The 25239-nt window shown below is 64.9% G+C and carries 23 protein-coding genes; 11 read left to right on the forward strand and 12 right to left on the reverse strand.

The features are described from left to right. Nucleotides 1-48 precede the first annotated feature (48 nt). Nucleotides 49-642 (forward strand): NADPH-dependent FMN reductase, encoded by a 594-nt coding sequence (locus RY1_RS18780; RefSeq protein WP_072805548.1) that lies wholly within the window; start codon nucleotides 49-51, stop codon nucleotides 640-642. A gap of 3 nt (nucleotides 643-645) precedes the next feature. On the opposite strand, the gene RY1_RS18785 is transcribed toward RY1_RS18780, so the two are convergent. Then, nucleotides 646-2523, reverse strand: coding sequence for an alpha-amylase family protein (locus tag RY1_RS18785; RefSeq protein WP_072805549.1), 1878 nt, complete (start codon nucleotides 2521-2523; stop codon nucleotides 646-648). 96 nt (nucleotides 2524-2619) lie between these two features. Between RY1_RS18785 and RY1_RS18790 the strand changes: the two genes are divergently transcribed. Further along, nucleotides 2620-3786, forward strand: coding sequence for a winged helix DNA-binding domain-containing protein (locus tag RY1_RS18790; RefSeq protein ID WP_072805654.1), 1167 nt, complete (start codon nucleotides 2620-2622; stop codon nucleotides 3784-3786). 57 nt (nucleotides 3787-3843) lie between these two features. Here the strand turns inward: RY1_RS18790 and RY1_RS18795 are convergent, their stop codons facing one another. Then, entirely contained in the window at nucleotides 3844-4497 is a 654-nt protein-coding gene (locus tag RY1_RS18795; RefSeq protein WP_139279916.1) for an MspA family porin, read from the reverse strand. 366 nt (nucleotides 4498-4863) lie between these two features. Here RY1_RS18795 and RY1_RS18800 point away from each other — a divergent pair, with 366 nt between their 5' ends. Together RY1_RS18800 and RY1_RS18805 are read left to right on the forward strand one after the other, a co-directional pair. Beyond that, entirely contained in the window at nucleotides 4864-5400 is a 537-nt protein-coding gene (locus RY1_RS18800) for a VOC family protein (RefSeq protein ID WP_072805551.1), read from the forward strand. 149 nt (nucleotides 5401-5549) lie between these two features. After that, complete coding sequence (locus RY1_RS18805; RefSeq protein WP_072805552.1) at nucleotides 5550-5804, forward strand: hypothetical protein; 255 nt, start codon at nucleotides 5550-5552, stop codon at nucleotides 5802-5804. A gap of 18 nt (nucleotides 5805-5822) precedes the next feature. On the opposite strand, the gene RY1_RS18810 is transcribed toward RY1_RS18805, so the two are convergent. The 8 genes from RY1_RS18810 to edd all read right to left on the reverse strand — a co-directional run bounded on the left by RY1_RS18810 (nucleotide 5823) and on the right by edd (nucleotide 12611). Further along, the gene (locus tag RY1_RS18810; RefSeq protein ID WP_139279917.1) at nucleotides 5823-6335 is read right to left on the reverse strand and encodes a hypothetical protein; all 513 of its coding nucleotides are present in this window, start codon (nucleotides 6333-6335) and stop codon (nucleotides 5823-5825) included. After that, a complete protein-coding gene (locus tag RY1_RS18815; protein ID WP_072805554.1) occupies nucleotides 6332-7783 on the reverse strand; it encodes a hypothetical protein in 1452 nt (483 codons plus the stop codon). Before RY1_RS18815 ends, RY1_RS18810 begins: the two co-directional genes overlap by 4 nt. Before the next feature lie 23 nt (nucleotides 7784-7806). Then, nucleotides 7807-8094 carry a WXG100 family type VII secretion target gene (locus RY1_RS18820; RefSeq protein WP_072805555.1) on the reverse strand — a complete coding sequence of 96 codons (288 nt, stop codon included), beginning with the start codon at nucleotides 8092-8094 and terminating at the stop codon, nucleotides 7807-7809. Next, nucleotides 8091-8396 (reverse strand): WXG100 family type VII secretion target, encoded by a 306-nt coding sequence (locus RY1_RS18825; protein WP_072805556.1) that lies wholly within the window; start codon nucleotides 8394-8396, stop codon nucleotides 8091-8093. Before RY1_RS18825 ends, RY1_RS18820 begins: the two co-directional genes overlap by 4 nt. 149 nt (nucleotides 8397-8545) lie before the next feature. Then, nucleotides 8546-9625 (reverse strand): redox-regulated ATPase YchF, encoded by a 1080-nt coding sequence (gene ychF, locus RY1_RS18830; RefSeq protein WP_072805557.1) that lies wholly within the window; start codon nucleotides 9623-9625, stop codon nucleotides 8546-8548. 133 nt (nucleotides 9626-9758) lie between these two features. Then, on the reverse strand, nucleotides 9759-10067 hold the full coding sequence (locus RY1_RS18835) for a CD225/dispanin family protein (RefSeq protein ID WP_072805558.1): 309 nt from the start codon (nucleotides 10065-10067) through the stop codon (nucleotides 9759-9761). Between the two features lie 20 nt (nucleotides 10068-10087). Further along, nucleotides 10088-10714 carry a bifunctional 4-hydroxy-2-oxoglutarate aldolase/2-dehydro-3-deoxy-phosphogluconate aldolase gene (eda, locus tag RY1_RS18840; RefSeq protein WP_072805559.1) on the reverse strand — a complete coding sequence of 209 codons (627 nt, stop codon included), beginning with the start codon at nucleotides 10712-10714 and terminating at the stop codon, nucleotides 10088-10090. Between the two features lie 55 nt (nucleotides 10715-10769). Beyond that, the gene (gene edd / locus RY1_RS18845) at nucleotides 10770-12611 is read right to left on the reverse strand and encodes a phosphogluconate dehydratase (RefSeq protein ID WP_072805560.1); all 1842 of its coding nucleotides are present in this window, start codon (nucleotides 12609-12611) and stop codon (nucleotides 10770-10772) included. A gap of 143 nt (nucleotides 12612-12754) precedes the next feature. On the opposite strand from edd, the gene RY1_RS18850 reads away from it, so the two are divergent. The 6 genes from RY1_RS18850 (at nucleotide 12755) to RY1_RS18875 (ending at nucleotide 19815) form a co-directional block, all read left to right on the forward strand. After that, complete coding sequence (locus RY1_RS18850) at nucleotides 12755-13936, forward strand: ROK family protein (RefSeq protein ID WP_072805561.1); 1182 nt, start codon at nucleotides 12755-12757, stop codon at nucleotides 13934-13936. A gap of 137 nt (nucleotides 13937-14073) precedes the next feature. After that, nucleotides 14074-16359 carry a carbon starvation CstA family protein gene (locus RY1_RS18855; RefSeq protein ID WP_072805562.1) on the forward strand — a complete coding sequence of 762 codons (2286 nt, stop codon included), beginning with the start codon at nucleotides 14074-14076 and terminating at the stop codon, nucleotides 16357-16359. Nucleotide 16360: 1 nt separating this feature from the next. Then, complete coding sequence (locus tag RY1_RS18860) at nucleotides 16361-16531, forward strand: YbdD/YjiX family protein (protein ID WP_072805563.1); 171 nt, start codon at nucleotides 16361-16363, stop codon at nucleotides 16529-16531. Nucleotides 16532-16595: 64 nt separating this feature from the next. After that, entirely contained in the window at nucleotides 16596-18041 is a 1446-nt protein-coding gene (locus RY1_RS18865) for a DNA-3-methyladenine glycosylase 2 family protein (protein WP_072805564.1), read from the forward strand. After that, entirely contained in the window at nucleotides 18038-18535 is a 498-nt protein-coding gene (locus tag RY1_RS18870) for a methylated-DNA--[protein]-cysteine S-methyltransferase (protein WP_072805565.1), read from the forward strand. The genes RY1_RS18865 and RY1_RS18870 overlap by 4 nt, the downstream gene beginning before the upstream one ends. An 89-nt stretch (nucleotides 18536-18624) precedes the next feature. Next, nucleotides 18625-19815 (forward strand): AI-2E family transporter, encoded by a 1191-nt coding sequence (locus RY1_RS18875; protein WP_072805566.1) that lies wholly within the window; start codon nucleotides 18625-18627, stop codon nucleotides 19813-19815. On the opposite strand, the gene RY1_RS18880 is transcribed toward RY1_RS18875, so the two are convergent. Together RY1_RS18880 and RY1_RS18885 are read right to left on the reverse strand one after the other, a co-directional pair. Next, nucleotides 19746-22790 carry an AAA family ATPase gene (locus tag RY1_RS18880; RefSeq protein ID WP_072805567.1) on the reverse strand — a complete coding sequence of 1015 codons (3045 nt, stop codon included), beginning with the start codon at nucleotides 22788-22790 and terminating at the stop codon, nucleotides 19746-19748. The genes RY1_RS18875 and RY1_RS18880 overlap by 70 nt on opposite strands. Then, the gene (locus RY1_RS18885) at nucleotides 22787-23980 is read right to left on the reverse strand and encodes an exonuclease SbcCD subunit D (RefSeq protein WP_072805655.1); all 1194 of its coding nucleotides are present in this window, start codon (nucleotides 23978-23980) and stop codon (nucleotides 22787-22789) included. The genes RY1_RS18880 and RY1_RS18885 overlap by 4 nt, the downstream gene beginning before the upstream one ends. Before the next feature lie 91 nt (nucleotides 23981-24071). On the opposite strand from RY1_RS18885, the gene RY1_RS18890 reads away from it, so the two are divergent. Then, nucleotides 24072-25238, forward strand: coding sequence for a DNA recombination protein RmuC (locus RY1_RS18890; protein WP_072805656.1), 1167 nt, complete (start codon nucleotides 24072-24074; stop codon nucleotides 25236-25238). Nucleotide 25239: the final 1 nt, after the last annotated feature.

Raw genomic sequence — 25239 nt, forward strand, 5'->3', positions numbered from 1 at the left:
CCAATCCGCGGTCTTCCTGTGCGTCGTTCCGAAGCCCACGATGACGATATGACAGAAGAATTGAGACTCGTGATCGTCATCGGCAGCGTTCGCGACGGCCGGTTCGGACCCGTCGTCGCCGAATGGATCGCCGAACAATCGAACGCACACGGCGCCTTCGCCGTCACGGTCGTCGATCTCGCCGAGTTCGACATCCCGCTCGCGCTGCCCGACAGCTCGCCGAAGCTGGAGGGTGACTCGTACCCGAGGCCGGACGCGATGGCGGGGCTGACTGCGCTTCTCGAGTCCGCAGACGCGTTCTTATTGGTGACGCCCGAGTACAACCACAGTTTCCCTGCCTCGCTGAAAGCTGCGATCGACTGGCATTTCACACAGTGGGCAGCCAAACCCGTCGGGCTGATCAGTTACGGCGGAGCCGCAGGAGGCAGGCATGCGTCGGCGCACCTCGAGAACGTACTCAGCGAACTGGGCGCAGTGACGATCCAGCAGGGTTTGACGTTCGCCAACTACTACACCGCCTGGAAGGACGGTAGTCCTGTCGATTCCGAATCCGCCGGATACGCCAAGGCGATGCTCGATCAACTGACTTGGTGGGCGCGGGCCCTCAGCCGTGCACGGGCAGAGAGCGCGTACCCGTTCTGAGGCTCAGACGATCCACCAGGCCGCATACGGCGGGAGCCAGGTGAGACCGTCCTCGTCGGCTACGAGTTCGTGTTGGGACAGGACCTCGCGGGGCGCAAGGCCCGATTCCACCAGCCGCGAGTACGGAAACGAACGATAGCTGCCCGTGACGTTGAAGATCCCGACGAGGGTGCCGCTGGGGTGCCGCCTGGCGACGACGAGGAGACCGTCGTCGACGTCGGGCAGTACCTCCACGGGGGCTTCGGCGTGCAGCATCGGCAGACCTGCACGGACTCGCGCGATGCGGGCGATTCCGTCGAACACCCGCTGCGCGTCGCTCCCCTGCTCGAAGCGTCGGGCCCGGTCGGCGTCGGTGACGCGAGGACGGTGCACCCACCTGTTGTCGTCTTCGTGGCCCGGTTCCGCGGCCCAGTCCGGGTCGCCGGGCGATCCCAGTTCGTCACCGCTCCACACGACGGGAATGCCGCCCCACACCGCGACGATCGCATGTGCCAGGAAGATTCGCGCGAATCCGCCGTCCGGATCTCGGCGCGAGTGCCCCAGGCCGCTCAACGCTGCAGTAGTGCCGCTGATTCGGCGATCACCGGTGTCCCTGTTGTACTGGAAGACCACGCCCTCGGCCCACGATCCGTCGAATTCGCCTGAGTACCAGTCGGACAGAAAGCGTCGATGGCCTTCGCCGGTGATGCCGCGGTCGGACGCGTCACCGTCGTCGATGGCCCATCCGATGTCGTCGTGACACCGAATGTAGGTGACCCACGTTCCATTGGGCGGCGTCGGCGGCAGTGAACCGAGCGCGTGGCGCGCCAAAGCCGCACTGCCGGAGGCCAACATCGACCAGACATGAACCATCAGGCTGTTGTGGTACGCGATGTCCGACACTCGCCCGGTGTGCCGGCCGAGCCCGAGATAGGGCAACAGATCACGAGGCCCGACGATGGCCTCTGCCTTGAACAGCGTCGCCGGAGCCGCCATACGAGCCGTGGCGCGCAGCGCCTGGGTGATGGCGTGTACCTCGGGTTGGTTCTGGCAGTTGGTGCCGAGCCGCTTCCACAGGAATGCGATCGCGTCGAGCCTCAACACCTCGATGCCCAGGTTCGCCAGATGCAGCACGATATCGGCGAATTCGAGCAACACCTCGGGATTGGCCCAGTTCAGATCCCACTGCCATTCGTTGAACGTCGTCCAGACCCATTCTCCGAGTTCGGAATCGAACGTGAAGCTGCCAGGCGCGAAATCGGGAAAGACCTCGGGCAGTGTGCGCTCGTACGCGTCCGGGGTGTCGCGATCGGCGAAGATGTGAAAGTAGTTCCGGTACCGGGGATCTCCCGCGCGCGCACGCGTCGCCCACTCGTGTTCGCGGGCAACATGATTGAGGACGAGGTCGACGACGGGGCTGATACCGCGTTCGCGAAGCGTTGTCGCAAGATCACGCAGATCGTCGTTCGTGCCGAGATCCGGCCGTACCGCGCGATAGTCCATGACGGCATATCCGCCGTCGTTGTCGCCGGGGCGCGGTCTCAGAAGCGGCATGAGATGCAGGTAGGTGACCCCCAGATCGCCGAGGTGGTCGAGCCTGTGGGCCAGGCCCTTCAGCGTCGAGGAGTACCGATCCACGTAGCAGGCGTACCCGAACATCTCCGGACGCTGAAACCAGTCGGGCTGCAGCAGGCGGCGCTCGTCCAGCCGGTGCAGTTCCTCGGAGCGTGCGACGAAGCCTCGGGCAGCGACGTCGACGAGCGCCGCGGCAACCGCGTCGGGATCGGGGTAGAGCGCGGTGACCGCGTCGTGTAGATCCGGCCACCAGCGTTCGAGACGCAGCTCGAACGTCTCCCGGCGATGGGCAGGCAGATCCCGCAGAATCTCACGCGGCGTATGCATGAGTGCATCATGGCACGGGCAGGTGCAGTGTGGTCGTGACCTTCGCGGCGAGCATCGAAAGTGCGCGGCTGCTCACGCACCGGGCACAATGGCCCCGTGAAGATCACCGATGCGCAGCGGCGAGCCCGTCTCGTCGGACGTCATTTCGCCGACGCCTCGTCCCCCGAGGACGTCACGGCCTCCGTACTGGCGTTGCATGCGACCGATCCGGCGACCGTCTACCTGTCGGTGCTCGCACGCGCACGATCACTGTCGTTCGAGGATGTTCGGGCTGCGATGTACGACCGGCGATCGCTCGTGCGGTTGATGGCGATGCGTCGGACGTTGTTCGTGCTGGCACACGACGACGTTCCCGTCGTGCATGCGGCGGCCAGCCTCGGCGTCGCGCGGACGATGCGAGCCCGGTTGATCAAGGAGGTCTCCACTCTTCCGACCGAGCCTGTTCTCGACGACGTCCACTCCTGGCTCGCGGAGGTGGAGAAGGAGACCGAGGCCCGGCTGCGGTCCGTCGGATCGGCCACCGGCGCAGAACTTTCCGCCGCTGTCCCCTTGCTCAAGACGGCCATTCTGCCGACGACCGACAAGGCCTACGACGTCAGGCGGTACGTCACCTCGCAGGTCCTGGTGATGATGGCCGCCGAGGGAAAGATGATTCGCGTCGAACCTCGGGGAGCCTGGACTTCCCGCCGCCACGCGTGGGCGCCGATCCAGGAGTGGTGGCCGGATGGAATCCCGCAGGTCGACGAAGCCGACGCGCGCCGAGAATTGGCACACCGGTGGCTCGAAGTGTTCGGACCCGCCACGTTCGACGACCTCCAGTGGTGGACGGGGTGGAACAAGACGCAGACCAGGGCCGCACTGGCCGGGCTCGACACCGTCGATGTGGATCTGTCGGTCGGTGACGGAATCATGTTGGCAGAAAGCTCTTTCGACACCGAAGTATCGGGTGTGATGCTGCTGCCCGCGCTCGATCCGACGCCGATGGGCTGGAAGCATCGCCACTGGTACCTCGGCGAGCACAAGGCGCCTTTGTTCGACACCTTCGGCAACATCGGCCCCACCATCTGGTCCGACGGCCGCATCGTCGGCGGATGGGCCGTCACCCCGGCCGGCGAAGTGGCCACAGAGTTGTTCGAGGACATCGGGCCTCAGCGCGACGAGGTCGCCGCCGAGGCCGGGCGGATCACCGATCTGCTCGGCGGCACACCTGTCGTACCGTCCTTTCCGACGCCGTTGGAGAAGCGGTTACGCGGCAAGAAGTAGATGTGTACCCCTCCGTTGTCGTACAACGAAGGGGTACAACTCGATGCTATGACCAGATCAGATGACCACCGGAGCGCCGTAGGTGACGGTGATGTCGTCGGACGATGCCGTGGACGTCGTCAACTTCGCGTACGGACGCACGGTCACGATGCCTGCTGCACCGTTGATCTGCAGGTGGACATTGTTGAGGTTGACGTCGGCGTCCTTGCCGGTGAACTCCTTCTTCTGAATGGCGACCTCGGTGACCGGACCCGGCTTGATCGGGATGGACGCGGTGCCGCCGAGGCCCGGGGTCACGCCGACGGTAGGCGCACCGGTCAGCAGATTCTCCGACAGCGGGAACGACAGGCTCGGAGTGATCCCCAGCGTCAGACCGCTGGAAATGTCGAACTGAAATCCGAACTCGTACCCCACCTCGAGGGTGCTCTTGGTGATCTTGTCGTCTCCGGAGCCCGAGATTTCGGCGTGGTTGAGTCCGCTGACGAAGAGGTCCTTGTCCCACGGCGTCGAGTTCAGTGGCACAACACTGTTCACGACCGTGTCGGATTGGGTGACCGTCAGGTTCCAGCCGTTTCCGCTGACTCCGGTGTTCGAACTGTCCACTGCTGCTGCCGCAGGACCAGCACCCAGAAGGGCCGCTGCTGCGACCGCGACGGACGATGCGACCACCGTACGCGCGAGGTGTCGTGATGAGAGAGTCTTCGATGACATGGAACAGATCTCCTTGATCGCGACGAAACCGACCTTGTAGAAGGATGTTTCGTCGTGCGGGCATGAGGGATCCACGAAGAGAATCGTGGAATCGAAATGGCTGGAGTTTCGAGAGGACCCTCCTGACCGAGCACATCCAATCACGCACCGAACAGGGGCGACAATATTTTGATTCACGATGATTTGGATGACGCGTTCTTTTGCCCCGCTTGACTTTCGAGCGAATCTCTCGGCGGCGAGTGCCCGGAAAATCGTGCAGAAATCAACTTCTGGGCTGCGCGATTCAACCGCGGATTCAGGACCGAAGTCGACCTGAATCCGATCTACCGTGGCCACAAACGAGAGTCGACCGCGAAAGGACCGCACATGCCCTCCGAGAACAACGCCGCTCCGACCGGCTACACGAGCGTCGCCCCCTGGGTCGTCACCGACGACACCGGTGCATTCCTCGACTTCGTCACGCAGGTGTTCGACGGCGAGGAACTCGGCCGCGTCGCCACCGAGGGTGGCGCGATCGGTCACGGGGAGATCAGAATCGGCGACACCATCGTGCTGGCATTCGACCGAGCTCCGGACTGGCCCGTCATGCCGAGCTTGCTTCGCGTATGGGTACCCGACGCGGCCGCCACCGTCGACAAGGCTGTCGCGTCGGGCGGGCGTGTCGTCACCGAGGTCGCCGACAGCGCTTTCGGCCAACGCGGCGGACGAATCAAAGATCCGTTCGGCAACATCTGGTGGATCGTGACCCACGTCGAGGACGTCCCGGAGAATGTGATGTGGGAGCGTCTGCAGGAACCCGTGTACGCCCGGCAGATGCGCATCGCACAGGAGACATTCGATGCCGAGATGACCGGGCGGAACGAGGGGCGGAGCAGCGCACCGATGCCGAGCGTCAGACGTTGAAGCGGGGGCTCATCGCGGCAAGCAGACAGCAGCGAGTCTGCGGACCTCTGCTCTATGTACCTCTTCGGCTTCCGGGCTGGGATGGACGTCCGCGAAGTCGTCCGTGAGATCCGCGCCCTCAACCCGTCGATCGCGCAACCGTCGAAGCCGTGCCCCTCATCGTCGATGTGGACACACGGAGCGCCATCGGCAACCTCGAGGTCACGTTCCACACGCTCGACTCACTCCTGCAAGAGATGTACACCCAGGTGTTGTCTTCCAGGCGGTTCACGATTGGATCCGACAGTCAGGCCAGCGAATACCTCGCCGGGCTGAGGTCTCTCCTCGGACATGTCATCGAGGTGGGCCGAATCAACGTCGCGCGCCTTCCACCTTTGAATCCCGATCCACTCGAACGAGATTGACGTTTCTCCCCGGTCCGTTCAGGTCCGCGCAGGTCGACCGGCGTCGACCCACTCTTGCTCTGCCCGGAGGGCGTGATCGAAGACCCTCACGATCTTGTCGCCGGTTCGCTGCGCAAGCGCCACCTGAAGGAGCTCAGTGGGGACGTAGAAGCCCGATCTGAACGGGGCGTCGATCGCCTGTATCGCGCCCGATTTCGGCGGGAGTTGAGGAAGCGCAACCCATTGCCCACCGGTGTGTCTGCGAATTGTCTCGCCAATGAAGTAGACGAATCTCATCGCGAGCGTCAAATTGTCGGAGTTGAACGCTTCGCGCCATCCCGGAAACCGTTCCAGCGCAGCACTTTCTGCGATCACGATTCCCTCGCGGGTATAAAGATGCGGCTTCAGCTCCGGCACGTCGGACACGATGAATTCGAGCTCGATCGCCGCATCCTGCATCTTCAACCAGGAAATGAACCGGGGATCGGACTGTGCGTCTCGATACTCCGGCGTCTCCCTGATCGGGCCGTTCTTCGAACTCGCCACTGTCATCCCCCTCCACCGAGATATTGATACGTGAATTGACCAGGATACTTCGCCGCGAGCGCGTCGAGCCGCGCAATCTGAGCCGGTGAGATCGGATCGCGAAGGTTGTACTGGACGTTCCAGCCGTTGAGGAGCGCTTCTTCGTCCTTCTCGAGCTGAACGTAATCGATCCGCCCGGACTTGTTCTCGACGAGCAGCTGCACCGCTGGATCCGTGTTTGCATAGTCCCAGACACGGTCTTCAGCGATCGACGGATCCCGATACTGCGCGACAAAGCCGTTCTCCTCGTTGTACCCGAGCAGCTCACCGACCTCGATGTCCCACTCGGAGCCGTTCCCGACGTTCGCCATCAGCTGGTCGTACTTCTTGCTCCATTCCTCCATGGAGAGGTCGCCGCCGTTGGCGAGGTATCTCTCCCAGGCATCCTGCTTCCACTTCGGAAAGACCGGCGACGTCTTGATCGTGCCGTCCTCGTCGATCTCGAAAGAGGCGAGTGGCTTCTCGATCGTCTCCGACAGCCGCGCAGCCAGCCCCCCTGCAGCTCTGATCTCGGTCATCGCCGAGGTCGTCACCACGACATCCGATTCAAGCGCGCGGACCACGTTGTAGATCCGCCGACCTGTCGACGCAATCCGCGCAGCAGTGACCCCCGCGGCGGCGAGATCCGACCCGCCGGCGGTGACGAGGGTAGCTGCAACGCCGACAGACAGAGTCACCACCATGGACACGCCGAGTTCGTCGATCGCAGAGACGATCTCGTTCCGCCGGTTCACCACCGCAACACCGAACGATGTCGCTGCGGAGGCGAGAGTGGCACCCTCCTCCTGAAGATGGCCGGCCGGCGCGATCAAGTTGCTCAGGATCTCTTCGTGGAGCGCGAACGCATCCGGCCCGGACCCAGCCGGCGGAGAGCCTGTCGCGGTCAGGACATCGTCGGCTTTGTCCCTCACCAGAGCCTGGAGGGTGTCGAGCGCTTCCCCCGCGGCCGTGAGCCTGGTCGGGTCTGCGTTAGGCACGGACACGCCCACCGCTGCGACCAGCCCTGGGATATCGGAGTTCAGCCCGGGCCCGTTCTCACCGACAGCTGACGGAGGCGGAGAGAAAGGCACTCTCTGATCCGCTGACCGTGGCTGCGCAGGAGGAGCCGGGGCGGGTCCCTGCTTACCGCCCGCGACATACTCCGCGTTGAGATGATTGAGACCGGCGAGGTACGCGCGAGACGCGATCGCGCCGTACGCATCCGCGAGCTGGCAGACCTGGCGGATATGATCGCCGATCGCGCCGTCGTACGCCTTCCCCCACTCGGTGCCGACCTGGTCGTTCCCCGCCATCGTGACGCTGATGTCGAGCGCGATAGAGGCTGACGTGATCGCCTCGCGGACAGTGAAGCTCGCGTTGTCTGCCGCGGCGGCGACAGCAAAGAACCAGTCCGGGTCGTTCGTCACAGCCGGCATCGATCCCCCAATCGATTCATCGACTACCCGAACATCTTCGAGTTCGCCGCAAGCGCATCGCGGTACGCGTCCCGCGCTGTCCCCGCGCGCTGTTGGATCGCGACCAGGTGCTCGCGCATCGACGCTGCCGATCTCACCCAGTCGGAGTGGCGGGACTCGTACGCCGACGCACCCTCACCGGTCCAGCGGAGGTGGTTCGAGCCGACGATCCCCTCCACTCGACGGAGCTGCTCCGCGCAGTGATCAGCGAAGTCCGACAGTCGACGCTCCGCGTCCGCGAGCATCTCGGCATCGACCGCGTAGACGCTCACAGGTTGAGGGAGGAGATCGTCGACGCGGAGCCGGTGTCGGTGCGGTCGTAGCCTGCAATCGCCTCCGGGACCAGCTTCGCGATCGCGTCGGCATCCTCCACGATCTCCGCCGCGTGTCGACTGAAATCCTCGAAGTGCTCGGAGAAAAAGCTCGCCGACGAACCAGACCAGCCCGACCCGAGTAGACCGGCTACCTCGTCCCGAACCACTCGCAGACCCGTGTGGAGTGATTCGTTGATCTCGTCCAACTCAGCCACGGCAGCGCGAACAGCAGCGCTGTCCACGAACATCTCCCCCGTCATAGACCCCCCAGTCTCGAAGGCGGGCCCCACCCCGCCGACACGCAGACTATCGCAGACTTCGGGGACAGTGCGGCCCTCCGACCGTGGAGAAGCTGCTTCAGGAAGCTACTGCGGACCGGAGGGGTGTGAGGCGCGTGTCAGCTGGGGTTTCAGACGTTGAACCTGAACTCCACGACATCCCCGTCGACCATGACGTAGTCCTTGCCTTCGATGCGGACTTTGCCAGCGGCCTTGGCGGCGGCCATGGAGCCGGCGTCGATGAGGTCGTCGTAGCTGACGATTTCGGCTTTGATGAATCCGCGTTCGAAGTCGGTGTGGATGACCCCTGCCGCCTGGGGTGCGGTGTCGCCCTTGTGGATGGTCCAGGCGCGTGCTTCCTTCGGACCTGCCGTGAGGTAGGTCTGCAGGCCGAGGGTGTGGAAGCCGGCGCGGGCCAAGGCGTCGAGACCCGGTTCTGTCTGTCCGACGCTCTCCAACAATTCGGCCGCCGATTCGGCGTCGAGCTCCAACAGTTCCGACTCGATCTTGGCGTCGAGGAACACCGCATCCGCCGGCGCGACGGAACGAGCGAGCTCGCCGACCTTCGCGTCGTCGGTGAGGACGGACTCGTCGGCGTTGAAGACGTACAGGAACGGCTTGGTAGTCAGGAGCTGAAATTCCTTGAGCAGCTCGAAGTCCAACTTGCCGCGCTGCGAGAACAACGTCTTGCCCTCGTTGAGGACGGCCTGGGCAGCGATGGCGGCGTCGAGCGCAGGCTTGCGGTCCTTCTTGATCCGCGCTTCCTTCTCGACGCGCGGGATGGCCTTCTCCAACGTCTGCAGGTCTGCGATCGCGAGTTCGGTCTCGATGACCTCGATGTCGGCGGAGGGGTCGACCCGGCCGTCGACGTGCACGACGTCGTCGTCGGCGAAGACGCGAACGACCTGGCAGATGGCGTCGGCCTCACGGATGTTGGCGAGGAACTTGTTGCCGAGGCCTGCGCCCTCGGATGCACCCTTGACGATGCCCGCGATGTCGACGAACGACACCAGCGCGGGCACGAGCTTCTCCGAGGAGAACACCTCGGCGAGCTTGCCGAGCCTCGGATCGGGAAGCGGAACGACGCCGACGTTGGGCTCGATGGTGGCGAACGGGTAGTTCGCGGCCAGCACATCGTTCTTGGTCAGCGCGTTGAAGAGGGTGGACTTGCCGACGTTGGGCAGTCCGACGATTCCGAGGGTGAGGCTCACGGTCTATGGAGTCTACTTTGGCGTCATCACCAGGTCCGACAGTGCCCGTCACCAACTCGCGAGGATCGGAAAGCACGCGCTCGGTCGAGGAACCGGGTTCCACCGTGTAGACGATGAGGCATATGTAATTCGCCTACACCGAATTCCAGTCGTTCGAGTTGATGAGCAACGCGAACAAGAGGATGTAGAAGGCGATGAACACGACAATGAAGATCACCCAGATCCACAGCGCGATCTGACCCAACTTCTTCGCGCGGTCCGACGCGTACTGCGCGCCGTGGAAGTCGCCCATCGCCCACTTCGGGTACACGTTGGACGAGTGGGTGAACGCCGAGAAGGCGAGCGGCCAGAAGAAGATGGCCGCCGCCACCGCCCAACCCGCATTGGGCGGGGGCGGCGGAGGCGGCGAGTACTGCTGATACGGCTGGTTCGGGTCCGTCATGCACGCACTGTATTACGTGATTACGCCGTTGTCTTCAGCTCCGACGCAGCAGAGGCGAGCGCGGAGACGGCATCCCAGTTCTCGTCGGCGAGAACGGCTGCCGGGGTGATCCACGATCCACCGACGCAGCCGACGTTCGGCAGCGACAGGTAGGTCGACGCGTTGGCGGTGGAGATTCCGCCCGTCGGGCAGAAGCGTGCGGCAGGCACCGGTGAGTGGATCGATTTCAGGAAGTTCGCACCACCGGACGCCTCGGCGGGGAAGAACTTCAGTTCCGAGTAGCCGGCCTCGAGGAGTGCGAGCACCTCCGAGACGGTCGCTGCTCCCGGCAGGTGCGGAAGCCCGGTGTCCCGCATCGCTGCCGTGAGGTTCGGAGTGCTGCCGGGTGAGACGAGGAACTGAGCGCCGGCATCGAAGGCCTGTTTCGCCTGACCTGGAGTGACGATCGTGCCCGCGCCAACGAGGATGTCGGGGACCTCCGCGGCGATGCGTTCGATCGCGTCGAGCGCCACCGGAGTTCGGAGCGTCAACTCGATGACGGGCAGTCCGCCCTTCACCAGCGCGCGGGCGATCGGTACGGCGTGGTCGATGTTCTCGACGACGACGACCGGGATGACGGGTACGCGATCGAGCAGGGATTCGGTCATGAGATTTCCTTTTCTGGCGCTACGCGCCCAGTGAGTGAACAGGTACCGCCGGCGCTCAGTTCGCGCGCACGAGCGGCGGAGCCGCAAACCTCGCACCCTCGTCGGCCGGTCCGACGAGCGCTCGCATACCGGCGAACAGATCGCGGCCGGTGCCTACCCATTCGTCGGCAGTGGGTGCACGCCCGGTGACCGGCCTGGCTTCGAACTCGGCCAGGGGTACGTCGATGTCGAGAGTGCCCGCGAGCGAGTCGAGGGTGATCGTGTCACCGTCGAGGATTTTGGCGATCGGTCCGCCGCTTGCCGCTTCGGGCGTCAGATGGATTGCGGCAGGCACCTTTCCGGATGCACCGGACATCCGGCCGTCGGTGATCAACGCGACGCGGTATCCGCGATCCTGCAGGATTCCGAGGGCAGGAGTGAGTTTGTGCAACTCCGGCATCCCGTTGGCCTGCGGACCTTGGTAGCGCAGCACCGCGACGAAATCACCTTCGAGCTCGCCTGCCTCGAACGCGGCGAGGAAGTCCGCTTGGTCGTCGAACACTCGTGCGGGCCCGGTGACCACCCGATGCTCGGCCGCGACGGCAGAAGTCTTGATGACGCACTTTCCTATCGGTCCGGTCAGCATCTTGAGACCGCCATCTGCGCTGAACGGCTCGTCCGCACCTCGAAGTACGCTGTCGTCGTGGCTCATTCGCGTTCCGTCGAGCCACATGACCCCGTCACCGTCGAGCTTCGGTTCCTGGGTGTATCGCCGGAGGCCCTGCCCGGCAATAGTTTTGACATCCTCGTGCATCAGGCCCTCGTCGAGGAGCGAGCCGATGACGAATCCCAGGCCGCCCGCGGCGTGGAAGTGGTTCACATCGGCCTTGCCGTTGGGATAGATACGCGCCATGAGCGGAACGACGGCGGACAGGTCGGACAGATCCTGCCAGGTCAAGGTGATCCCCGCGGCACGAGCGATGGCCACGAGGTGCATCGTGTGATTGGTCGAGCCCCCGGTCGCGAGCAACGCGACGCAGCCGTTGACGATCACCTTCTCGTCGACCAACTCCCCCACCGGCGTGTACTGGTCACCGAGTGCAGTCAGTCCGGTGACGACGTGGCCGGCTTCGCGGGTCAGCGCCTCACGCATCGGCGTTCCTGGATTGACGAACGACGAGCCGGGCAGGTGCAGGCCCATGACCTCCATCAGCAGCTGATTGGAGTTCGCAGTGCCGAAGAAGGTGCACGTGCCACTGCCGTGGTACGACGCGGCCTCGGCGTCGAGCAGAGCTTCTCGGCCCACCTTGCCCTCGGCGTAGAGCTGCCGCGCTTTTGCCTTCTCCCCGTTGGGAAGTCCCGAGGTCATCGGGCCCGCGGGCACGAAGACGGCGGGTAGGTGCCCGAAGCTCAGTGCGCCGATGAGCATTCCAGGCACGATCTTGTCGCAGACGCCGAGCATCAGGGTGGCGTCGAACATGTCGTGGGACAACGCGATTGCAGTGGACATCGCGATGATGTCTCGACTGAACAGCGAGAGCTGCATGCCGTCTCGGCCCTGGGTGATGCCGTCGCACATGGCGGGGACGCCACCGGCGAACTGGGCGATGCCGCCTGCTTCCATGACGGCGGCCTTGAGCTCGGCCGGGTAGGTCTCGAACGGCTTGTGCGCCGAGAGCATGTCGTTGTAGGCGGACACGATGGCGATGTTCGGCTTGACCATGCCCCGCAGGGCTGCCTTGTCGACCGTGCCCGACGCCGCGAAGCCGTGGGCGATATTGGCGCACGCAAGGCGGCCACGGGCTGGACCACGGCTACCGGCGGCGGAAATTCGATCGAGGTAGGCGGCCCGTTCGGACTGGCTGCGGGCTGCGATGCGGTCGGTGACCTGACGCAGGACCGGGTGGATTCTGTCCATGAGGCTCTCTCCCTGTTCGGTCTTTCACGATTCAGACTAGAGCCACTTACGTAGAACGACAACTCAACTTATGCTTTTCAAAGTTGTAAGTCCGGATTCTTAGGCTGTTGCCGCAAAAGTTGCCACTTGGTTGAATGGCATATATGCGACCGTCACGTCCGAGTGCTCCACCTGCGACGTCAGGTGAGATTTTCGCTCTCGTTCGCGACGGCGCAGCCGACACCCGCGCAGAGCTCGGCCGCATCACCGGGCTGTCCCGATCGGCAGTCGCCTCACGCGTCGCGGCACTGACGGCGCTGGGCCTGGTCCTCGAGGCAGAGGACACGCAGTCGACCGGGGGAAGACCGCCCGCTCGGCTGTCCTTCGACGTCGACGCGGGCATCGTCCTCGCCGCTGCGATCGGTCGCAGTCGCTCACAACTGGGCGTGTTCACCCTCGGCGGTGAGTTCCTCGCCAGCGATACCGTCGACCAGGAGATCGGCATCGGTCCGGACGAGTTGATGCCACAGATCACCAAGCGTCTCGAGGTCCTGATTCACGACGTTGGTCGCGCCGACTCCCGCATCCTCGGTGTCGGGCTGTCCATTCCGGGTACCGCGGACACGGCGAGGGGCTGCAGCCTCGATTCGCCGATCATGCACGGATGGGACGGCGTACCGCTCGCCCCGTATTTTCTGGACACGACATCGGCGCCCGTCTTTCTCGACAACGACGCCAATGCGATGGTCCTCGCCGAACGGCGTGACGACCGCGCGCATTTCCAGAACGCATTACTGGTCAAGGCATCGACGGGCCTCGGCGCAGGCATCGTCGCCGGCGGCGTGCTGCAGCGCGGATCATTGGGTGCAGCAGGAGAATTCGGGCACACGAAAACAGCCGCCGCGGTCGGCGTCGCCTGCAGGTGCGGGGACAGTGGATGCCTCGAAGCCATCGCGGGCGGCTGGGCGCTCGTGCGTGCGCTGCAGGAGCAGGGCCGCGAAGTAGGCCACATACGCGGCGTCGTCGATCTCGCCGTCAGCGGCGACCCGGAAGCTCGACGCCTCATCCGCGACAGCGGCAGGCAGATCGGTGAAACCCTGGCTGGAGCAGTCAATCTGCTCAATCCCGAGGTGCTGATCGTCGGCGGTGACATGGCGAAGGCGTACGACATCTTCGTCGCAGGACTTCGCGAGACCGTCTACGGAAACGCCACCGCCCTCGCCACCCGCGCGTTGACGATTCAAGCTACGACGCACGGCGACCACTCCGGCGTGATCGGCAGCGCGGCAATGGTATTGGACCACGTACTGAGCGCCCGAGCCATCGACGACGCCCTCGGCGGCTGAGGATTCGTTTCCTTTTCAAACCATTCGGCGCACAGTCACGACCTTTGATCGCACATGCGTCGATTCTTCTCGAAACGTGTCATCTCGTGGGTCTACAGTGAGCTCGATCACATGTACGTCTGCGAGGAGCGTTCCACATGACAGCAAGCGCGACCGAGAGTCCGCACATCGAACTGGTGAAGACGGACCCCGACCTCCCCCCGGTAGGTGTCGTCGACAAATCCCCGATGACTCCGGCCAAGAGATTGTTCTTCGTCGCGGTCGGCCTCCTCGGCGGTGTGGCGTGGACGGTCGTGGCCATCATCCGCGGCGAGAACATCAATGCGGTGTGGTTCGTGATCGCCGCGGTCTGCACCTACATCATCGCGTTCCGGTTCTACGCCCGGTTGATCGAGAACAAGATCGTGCACCCCAGGGACAACCGCGCAACCCCAGCCGAGATCCTCGAGAACGGTAAGGACTACATGCCGACGGATCGTCGGGTGTTGTTCGGCCATCACTTCGCCGCGATCGCCGGCGCAGGCCCACTCGTCGGCCCCGTCCTCGCAGCTCAGATGGGCTACCTGCCGGGCACGATGTGGATCATCATCGGAGTCGTCTTCGCCGGTGCCGTGCAGGACTTCCTGGTGCTGTGGATCTCGACGCGTCGCCGCGGCCGCAGCCTCGGTCAGATGGCTCGCGACGAGCTCGGGGTCGTCGGCGGCACCGCCGCATTGATCGGCGTCTTCGTCATCATGATCATCATCATCGCGGTGCTCGCACTCGTGGTGGTCAACGCGCTCGCCGAAAGCCCCTGGGGTGTCTTCTCGATCGCACTCACCATTCCGATCGCGTTGTTCATGGGCGTCTACCTCCGCTTCCTTCGCCCCGGCAAGGTGTCCGAGGTCTCGCTCATCGGCGTCGTGCTGCTGCTCCTGGCCATCGTGTCCGGCGGCTGGGTCGCCGAAACCGAGTGGGGCACCGATTGGTTCACCCTCTCGAAGGTCACCGTCGCCTGGCTGCTCATCGGATACGGCCTCGCCGCATCGATCCTTCCGGTGTGGCTGCTGCTCGCCCCTCGTGACTACCTGTCGACGTTCATGAAGGTCGGCACCATCGCGCTACTCGCCATCGGCATTCTCATCGCTCGACCCGAGATCCAGATGCCTGCGATGACGTCGTTCGCGACCGAGGGCAACGGGCCGGCATTCTCCGGTTCGCTGTTCCCATTCCTGTTCATCACCATCGCCTGCGGCGCTCTGTCCGGATTCCATGCGCTGATCTGCTCCGGCACCACCCCCAAACTGCTGGAGAAGGAAAAGCAGATGCGGATGATCGGCTACGGCGGCATGCTCACCGAGTCCTTCGTCGCCATCATGGCGCTCGTCACCGCGTGCATCCTCGACCAGCACCTGTACTTCGCGCTCAACGCGCCGACCACACTGACCGGCGGTACACCGGAGAGCGCCGCGACGTATCTCAACGGTCTCGGGCTCGGCGGCGCGGACATCACCCCGAACCAACTCACCGAAGCAGCCGAAGCAGTAGGCGAGGAATCGATCATCTCCCGCACCGGCGGTGCACCGACGCTGGCGTTCGGCATGTCCGAAGTCCTGCATCAAGTGTTCGGCGGAGAAAGCCTGAAAGCATTCTGGTACCACTTCGCGATCATGTTCGAGGCGCTCTTCATCCTCACCACGGTCGACGCCGGAACCCGCGTCGCGCGCTTCATGCTCTCCGACAGCATCGGCAACCTGCCCGGCTCGTCGGCGAAGAAGTTCAAGGATCCGTCGTGGCGTCCCGGTGCGTGGCTGTGCTCGTTCATCGTCGTCGCAGCATGGGGTGCAATCCTGCTCATGGGCGTCACCGACCCCCTCGGTGGCATCAACACCCTCTTCCCGCTCTTCGGCATCGCGAACCAGTTGCTCGCCGCGATCGCGCTGACCGTCGTCCTGACGATCGTCGTCAAGCGCGGACTCTTCAAATGGGCGTGGATACCGGGCATTCCACTGGTGTGGGACCTCATCGTCACGATGACGGCGTCGTATCAGAAGATCTTCTCCGACATCCCCGCCATCGGATACTGGAAACAGCACAGCATCTTCGCCGACGCGAAAGCGCAGGGCCTCACCGAATTCCAGACAGCCAAGAGCGCCGAAGCCATCGACGCCGTCATCCGAAACACGTTCATCCAGGGCACACTGTCGATCGTCTTCGCCGTACTGGTACTCGTCGTCGCCGTCGCCGGACTGCTCGTGTGCATCAAAGCGGTTCGCGCAGGCGGACTTCCGGACAACGAGGACCCCGAGGTGCCGTCGAAGATCTTCGGACCGAGCGGCTTCGTGCCGACTCCTGCCGAGAAGGAGATCCAGAAGGACTGGGACAAACTCATCGCCGACGGCGTCGTCCGTGCACCGGGCGCCGCGCACACAGGGCATCACTGACATGCGCGGGCTGTGGTGGTGGATCACTTCGGTGATGGGCGACCGTGACTACGAGCGGTACGTGGCGCACATGCGTCGAACACACCCCGGTGAGCCCGTCCCGTCGGAACGACAGTTCTGGCGGGACAGGTACGCCGAGGCCGACGCCAATCCCGGTGCCCGCTGCTGCTGACGCCGATACGGTGATGGCCGATTTCCGCTAGCGGTGGGTGCGACCCGGTGACACAGTAGAGCCCATGGATTTGGACTTCGGGCGGTGTTACCGGGCCGTCTCAGCACGCGACACCCGTTTCGACGGGCAGTTCTTCACCGCGGTCCGCACGACGGGCATCTACTGCCGCCCGTCGTGCCCCGCCGTCACACCCAAACCGAAGAACGTGCAGTTCGTCCCGACGGCCGCGGCCGCGCAACAGGCCGGGTTCCGCGCCTGCCGACGCTGCATGCCCGACGCCACCCCCGGATCACCGCACTGGAACATCCATTCGGACCTGTCGTCGCGGGCCATGCGGCTGATCTCCGACGGAGCCGTCGAGCGCGGAGGCGTCGACGCGGTAGCCGACACTCTCGGCTACTCGACGCGGCAGCTCACGCGGGTGCTCACCGCCGAGATGGGTGCCGGGCCGTTGGCTCTCGCGCGTGCCCACCGAGCTCACACGGCACGGACTCTGATCCAGACGACTGCGATGTCGATGACCGACATCGCGTTCGCCGCTGGATTCTCGAGCGTCCGCCAGTTCAACGACACCGTCCGCGAAGTGTTCGCGGTCAACCCGACGACACTGCGGTCCGAAGCCGCACGACGGGGGCCGGTACCGACCAACGGCACAGTGGCGCTTCGACTTCCGTATCGTGCGCCGCTCGACAAGACCTGGCTCGACTGGTTCCTGAAGGGACACATCGTCGCCGGTATCGAATCCTGGGACGACGGTCTGTACCGCCGCTCGCTCCGGCTACCGCACGGATACGCCGTCGTCGGTCTCCGTATCGAGGACGGTTACGTCGACACGACACTCGGACTGCAGGACATGCGCGATCTCGCGCCCGCCGTGGCTCGGATCCGGCATCTACTCGATCTCGACGCCGATCCGGTGGCTGTCGACACCGCGCTCGCCGAGGATCCCCACCTGGCGCCCCACGTTGCCGCGCACCCCGGCATCCGTGTGCCCGGCAGCCCCGACGGCCAGGAACTACTCCTGCGCACGATGATCGGCCAGCAGATCTCACTGCGCGCCGCCGCGACCCACACCGCCCGGCTCGTCGACGCACTGGGAACCCCGATCGAGGACCCGGTTTCTGGGACCATCACACGGCTGTTTCCCGGTTCCGGTGCCGTCGCCGAGCGGGGGCACGAAGTGCTCACGGGCCCGAAATCCCGGGTGGCGGCCGTCATCGGAGTGGCCGACGTATTGGCGTCGGGCAAGCTGGTACTGCATTCGGCCAGAGAGGCCGGAGAACTCGAACGAGACCTGCTCGCACTCAAAGGCATCGGGCCGTGGACGGCGCGCTACGTCGTCATGCGTCTACTGGCCGATCCCGATGTACTGCTCGACACCGACCTCGTCGTACGGCAAGGCGCCGAAGCGGTCGGTGTGCCCCTGAAGGATTCGGAGCGCTGGGCGCCGTGGCGATCGTACGTATCGATGCATCTGTGGAACATCGCACTGGAAAGAAGAGGCCAATGAACGCAATCTCTGCCGTCACCGACACGCCGATCGGCCCGTTCACGACGATCGTCGACAGCCACGGATCGGTACTAGCGTCCGGGTGGACCGATCGGATCGACGATCTCGCCCCGCTGATCCACCGGTCGCTGCGGCCGACCGACATCCGATCGGCCACCGACCTCGGGAGTGTCAGCAAGGCCGTCGACGACTATCACCGCGGCGATCTCACGGCCATCGACGACGTTCCCGTCGCGCAGCAGTCCGGCGAATTCCTGGTACACGCATGGAAGATACTGCGGACCGTTCCTGCGGGATCCCCGGTCACGTACTCCGAGTTCGCGGCCATGTCCGGGCGCCCGGCTGCCATTCGCGGCGCGGCCTCTGCCTGTGCCCGCAACGCTGCCGCACTGTTCGTGCCGTGTCACCGAGTGTTCCGAATCGGCGGCGCGCTCGGCGGGTTTCGGTGGGGACTGCCTGCCAAGAAATGGCTGCTGGCGCACGAGCAGGGTTGACCACGCCGCACGATGGGTAGTTCGCTGACCGATTAGAGTCTCTCGGGTACCGACCAGAGACTGCGGACCGGCGAAAAGGACTTACCGAAGTGACGGAACAGGCAGTACCCGGAGGCAAGTCCGGACCCGACCGCGGCGACCTCATCGGCGTCGGCGGCATGTGGTTGGCGAAGTGGTCGTTGATCCTCGTCTCGGTCGCCGCGGGGGCATGGGTTCTCGGTTGGCTGGTCTCGGCACTGTGGGTTGTCATATTGCCTGCGCTGCTGGCCATCATCGTCGCCACGGTTCTGTGGCCGCCGACCAAGTGGATGATGCGCATCGGATCGCCGCCTGCGCTGGCCGCAACCCTGTCGCTGATCGTCTTCTTCCTCGTCATCGGCGGCATCATCACGCTGATCGTGCCGTCCGTCGTCGACTCGGCACCGGAACTGGTCGACAAGGCATCGACCGGTGTGTCCCAGGTGCAGGACTGGTTGAAGGGCCCGCCCATCAACCTGCAGGACGATCAGATCGACAACGCCGTCTCCGCGATCACCTCACGGCTGCAGGACAGTGGCACCGCCATCGCGTCGGGTGTGTTCAGCGGCGTGTCGGCTGCCGGCTCGATCCTCGTCACGCTGGCGCTGGTTCTGGTCCTGACGTTCTTCTTCGTCAAGGACGGCCTCAAATTCATTCCATGGCTGCACGGATTCGCAGGCGGTCGCGCCGGACGGCACCTCGCGGAAATCCTCGCTCGTATGTGGGCGACGCTCGGCGGCTTCATCCGCACCCAGGCGATCGTCAGTCTGATCGACGCGTTCTTCATCGGTCTCGGCCTGGTGATCCTCGGGGTTCCCTTGGCTCTTGTGCTCGCCACGATCACGTTCCTCGGCGGCTTCATTCCGATCGTCGGTGCGTTCGTGGCCGGTGCACTGGCGGTGCTGGTGGCGCTCGTGGCCAACGGACCTACGACGGCTCTGATCGTGCTGATCATCATCCTCGCGGTGCAGCAACTCGAGGGCAACGTCCTGCAGCCCATTCTGCAGAGCCGCAGCATGAATCTGCACCCGGCGATCGTCTTGCTCGCGGTCACCGGAGGCGGCTCGGTATTCGGCATCATCGGTGCCTTCCTCGCCGTTCCTGCGGCGGCGGTGGCGGCGGTCCTGATTCGCTACGTCTCCGAGCAGATCGACAAGCGCTCGGTCGAGGCGGACCAGGACGAGCTCGAAGATCAGGCGCCGGACCCCGAGGAGCTCGTGACCGACGAGGACGGCAACAACAAGGATGCGGCGAAGAGCTGAAGTGTCGATCCGTTTCGTTCGCGGACGACGTGCAGTCTGCTCGGAATCCGTTGACGCATCTCGTCGACGTGACTGACGATCCCGACGACGCGTCCTCCTGCACGGAGTTCGTCGAGCACGCCCATGACCGATTCGAGTGTGTCTGCATCGAGGGTGCCGAAGCCTTCGTCGATGAACATCGTGTCCAGCACGACGCCTCCCGACTCGGCTGCCACGACATCGGCCAGGCCGAGAGCAAGAGCAAGCGAAGCCAGGAACGACTCTCCGCCGGACAGCGTTTTCGCCGAACGCACCACACCGGTGTAGTCGTCGCGGATGTCGAGCCCCAATCCGCCTCGCCTGCCACGGGACTCGGCCTCGTCGGAGTGGACGAACTCGTACCGCCCGCTCGACATTCGGTGTAGTCGAATCGACGCCGACTCGGCGACGTCCTCCAGCCTCGACGCCAGCACGTAGGACCGCAGGGACATCTTTCGCGAGTTCTGACCACGGCCCGCGACGACATCGGCGAGCGCGGCGAGTTCGTCGTGCTTGGCGCGCATCGGCGCGGCACGATCGACGGCGGCCCACAGCTGCGCGGTCAGTTCCTCGACCTGCTCGGTGCTGCGTGTGCAGTGCGCGTGCGCGGCCACCGCTGAATCCAACTCGGCCGCAGCACGTGCGAGGGCATCACGTGCAGGTTCTGCGTCGACGGGTTCGACGCCGATGAGTGCGGCGATCGCCGGTTCGGCGAGCACCTGCTCGGCGTGTGCACGCACATCGTTGGCGGCAGCGAGATCTTCGACGATCTTCTCGGCTCGATCATTCGGGATCACCGCATTCGCGGCCTCCTCTGCGGATGCGAATCCCGACGCGTTCACCTGTTGGTCGAGCCGTTCGGTGAGCGTCCGTACCGCCGCGGCCGCATTCGAGGCCTCGGTGCGGCCGTCGTGCACTGCCGTCGTCCGTGCGATCAGCTCGTTCAGCCGCCGCGTTCGCTGATCGATGTTCTCACCGCCGCGAACGGCGGCGGCCACGCGCTCTCGCATCTGTTCGACGTCTCGCAGGATATGCTCGCGGCGAGCCGACAGTGCGGCGCACGCCGATTGGTGTTCGGAGAATTCACCGGCGATTCGCTGGTCCTCCGCACGCAACGAACCGAGCCGAGCGCGTCGCGTGTCGAGCTCGTCGGCATCTGCGCGTGCGGCGGTCAACGCTGCTGTCGCGGCATCGAGTTCGGATATCAGGGCAGCGCTGTCGCGATCGCCCGACGCCTGCACCAATCCGTCGACGGTGCGCACCAGCGCCGCACGCTCGGCGGCGCGAGTGTCGGCGATCGATCCGGCGGCTTTCTCGGCGAGCGCCGCCGCATCCTCGTCGGCTTCGGTCACCGTGGCATGACCGGGCCGAGCCGGATCCGGATGCGTCACGGACCCACACACACCGCATGCTTCGCCGTCGACGAGGGCTACGGCAAGTTCTGCAGCCATACCGGCAAGTCGCTGTTCCCGTAGGTCGAGCAGTCGCTCCCGAGAATCGTTGTGCGCAACTCGCGATGCTTCGAACGCCTTCTCCGCCGCTGCGAGCGCGCGCCGCTTCGTGGCCAGTTCGACGGCAGCACGAACCGCATCGCTGATCCGCGCCGATTCCTTCTCCAGCGCCGGGACCTCTGCCGAGGCACGCAGCGCCGTGCCCACGGCGAGCTCCGCCGCCGCGATGGCGGCAGGCAGTTTCTCGCGGGCAGACGTCAGCGACAGGATCTTCCGTTCGACGGCGCCGATTTCTTTCGCCACTGCCCGTGCTGCTGCGTCCTCGGCGTCCGCACGACGCTGAACGGCACGCAGCTCGTCGAGAACGGTCAGTTCCGTTGTCCATCCACGGATGGCCGACGCGACGAGTGCGCGCTCGGCGACGAGGTCAGCGGACTCGATCGGTGAATCGAGTTGCGCGAGAATGCTGTCCGCGCCGTCGACCTGTGCGAGCGATCGGCGAGTTGCAGCGACCGAACGCACTGCGGCCTGATGCGAGGCGATCGCGGCGCTGCAGTCCTGCGCTATCGACGCGATCGGGCCTGCCCCGCGGGACCTGTCGAGCTCGCGGGTGAGTGACGCACGATCCGCAGCGGCCGCACGAAACTCCGACAGCTGCCGTTCGGCGATGTCTCGGCGAGCCTGCAGCGCCCCGGTGGCCTCCAGCCTCGCCAAGGCACTCTTCGCGGTCTCCGCACCTGTGCGTGCGGCCGCGAGTACCTCGGTGGCCGAACACTGTGCGCGCCTGCTGCTCTCGAGAATGTCCGTCGCCCAGTCGACCGGGGGAATGTCGAGTTGTTCCGGTTCACCGGATGCCGTCGATATCTTGCCCAGTAGCTTGTCGATCGCGATGGACGAGGATTCGAGATCGGCGGCACTGATGCGGCGGCGATCGGCGAACCATTGCTCGACGTCCCCGAACCGGGCTGTGTCGAACAGACGCTCGAGCAGGTTGCCTCGCTCTTCGCTGTCCGCCCGCAGGAAGCGCGCGAATTCGCCCTGCGGCAACAGCACGACTTGAAAGAACTGGTCGGCGCTCATCCCGAGCGCGGCCCCCACTGCATCGCCGATCTCGTCGAGTCGCGTGAGGTTCTGACCGTCGCCGTCGAGCCACGTCAACGACGCCTTCGCGTTCTGCTTGGTGGTGCCTGCCCCGCGCTTCTTCGGCCGGAAGTACTCGGGACTGCGAACGATGCGCACACGCCGCCCACCGAGGGTCGCTTCGAGTGTCACCGAGGGGGCGACGCCGGGGTCCGCGTGATCGGACAACAGCCGCTTGCCTTCTCGGCGCGCCCCGGGCACGGTGCCGTACAGCGCGAACGCGACGGCATCGAGCACGGTCGTCTTGCCTGCTCCCGTTCGGCCGTGCAGCAGGAACAATCCGTCGGCGCCGAGCGCGTCGAAGTCGACACGTTCGGTCTTGCCGAACGGACCGAATGCCGTGAGCTCCAGGTGATGCAGTCTCATGCCGTGCGGCCGAACACTTTTTCGTGGTCGTGGTGTGTTTCGTCGCCTGCCACGTCGTCGCGGTGCACGCTGGCCAGCGCTCGCTCGAGCAGCGCGATCTCCCTGGCTGTCGGGGCGCTACGCATATCGGTCACGAACGACGTCGCGATGTCGAGGTCGGTGCGGCCGCGTACACGATCGCGGTAGGTGAACTCCGAACTGTCCACGGGGCGAATCCATTCCAGATGAATTGCATGCGGAAACCGGGTCTGCAACGTACGCATCGCGTCGACGGGGCGTACCGGGTCGGTCAGCACCGCGGACACGTAATGGCCTTCGGCATCGGCGAATTGCTCGCTGTCGAGCAGCTCGTCGACCGTGCCCCGCAGCTGACTGAGACCACGCACGACCGGCAGGTCGACGCGTTCGACCGAACCGAGGCCGTCCGCGTCCAGTTCGACGATCCACACGGCCTTGCGGTGACTACGCTCGCCGAAGGAATACGGAAGAGGCGAGCCCGAGTACCGCACTCTCTCGCTGAGCGTCTGCGGAGAATGCAAGTGCCCCAATGCGACGTAGTCGACACCGTCGAACGCCGAAGCAGGAGCCGTCTCGACGCCGCCCGCCGATATTGTCCGCTCGGACCCCGTCGCCTCCCCTCCCACGATGAACGCGTGCGCGAGCACCACGGACCGCGTCCGGTCCGCGAGACGGGCTTCCACGTCTGCGGTGACACGCGCCATGGCGGCGTCCAACACCTCCGCATGCGTGCGCGCGGTCGGAACGTCGAGCTCGATGCGCGTGGTTTCCGGCTCCAGATAAGGAATTCCGTAGAACGCAACAGGACCGAACTCGTCGTTCAACACCACGGGCGTGCCCACGTCACCCACCCGCGTCATCATGTGCAGGCCCCCTGCCGCGGCGAACGCTGCACCTGCTCCGAGCCGCGCAGGTGAATCGTGGTTGCCCGACGTCGCGACGATGACGGCTCCGGCAGCACGGATGGCTTCGAGTCCTTTGTTGCACACCAGGACGGCGTCGGCGCTCGGCACGGCGCGGTCGTAGATGTCACCCGGTACGACGACGACATCGATGCCATGCGCTGCAACGAGATCCGCGATGGCCGCCAGTGCGGCAGCCTGATCGGCAAGCAGATCGACGCCGTGGAAGGTGCGTCCGATGTGCCAGTCCGAGGTGTGCAGGATCTTCATACCGACGACGCTAACGGCTGCCACCGACAAACTCGGCGATCTGCATCGGGGCTCGCCGAACGTGTCGGTGCTCCGGTGCATCATGATCGACATGAACGCACTTTCCGCTCTGGGCATGGCATTCGCCTTCGCACTCGGCGGCACGATCGGCTGGTTGCTGCACTCGCAGCGCTTCGGCGACCGCGCCGTTCGCGCCGAGGCTCAGCTCGCAGCACTTCGCGACAACGAGGCCCTGCTTCGCCGGTCTCTGTCCGCCGTGAACGAGGACTCCGCTCGTCGCCATTCCGGCGCCATCGGCCAGCAGGTCTCGCATCTCGTCGAGCCGCTGCACGACGCCGTCGACGCGCTCACCGAGCATGTTCGGCAGGTGGAACACAACCGTATTCGTGCATACGCGGGACTGACGGAGCAGGTCAACGGAATGCACCGCGCATCGGTCGACCTGTCGACGCAGACGTCGCAGTTGGTGACGGCCCTTCGTGCACCGCAGATTCGCGGACGGTGGGGCGAGATGCAGCTCGAGCGAGTCGTCGAGCTGGCAGGGATGGTCAAGCACTGCGACTTCGACACGCAGGTGACGCGCGGGGGCATCAGACCGGACATGATCGTCCGCCTCGCCGGGGGCAGGCAGATCGTCGTCGACGCCAAGGTTCCGTTCGCCGCGTACCTCGATGCCGCGCAGGAACAGGATCCAAGCACGCGCGACAAGCAGTTGATCCGTCATGCTCGCCATCTCCGGACGCACGTCGACCAGTTGGCAGCCAAGGAATACTGGCGATCGTTCGAACCGACTCCTGAGTTCGTCGTCCTCTTCGTACCGGGAGACCCGTTTCTCGACGCCGCACTCACATCCGATTCCACGCTCCTCGAATACGCTTTCACCAGAAACGTGATTCTTGCCACCCCCACTACTTTGGTGGCTCTCCTTCGAACTGTTGCCTACACGTGGAAACAGGAATCGCTCGCCGAGGACGCTGCCCGCATCCAACAGCTCGGCCGCGAGCTCTACACCCGACTCGGAGTCGTGTCCTCGCATCTCGACAAGCTGGGAGGGCATATCGACAAGGCCGTCGAGTCGTTCAACTCCACGGTGTCCTCGGTCGACTCCCGCGTGGGTGTCACCGCACGCAAGCTCCACGAACTCGAACTCTTCGACGCCGAGGTCGTCGAGGTCCGGCGGGTCGATTCGCGCCCCAGATCGTCCGATTCGACGCTTCGAAGTCACCACTTCGGTCATGTCGACGACGCTGTGGGCTGAT

It is taken from the genome of Rhodococcus yunnanensis NBRC 103083 (assembly GCF_001895005.1).
Taxonomy (GTDB): domain Bacteria; phylum Actinomycetota; class Actinomycetes; order Mycobacteriales; family Mycobacteriaceae; genus Rhodococcoides; species Rhodococcoides yunnanense.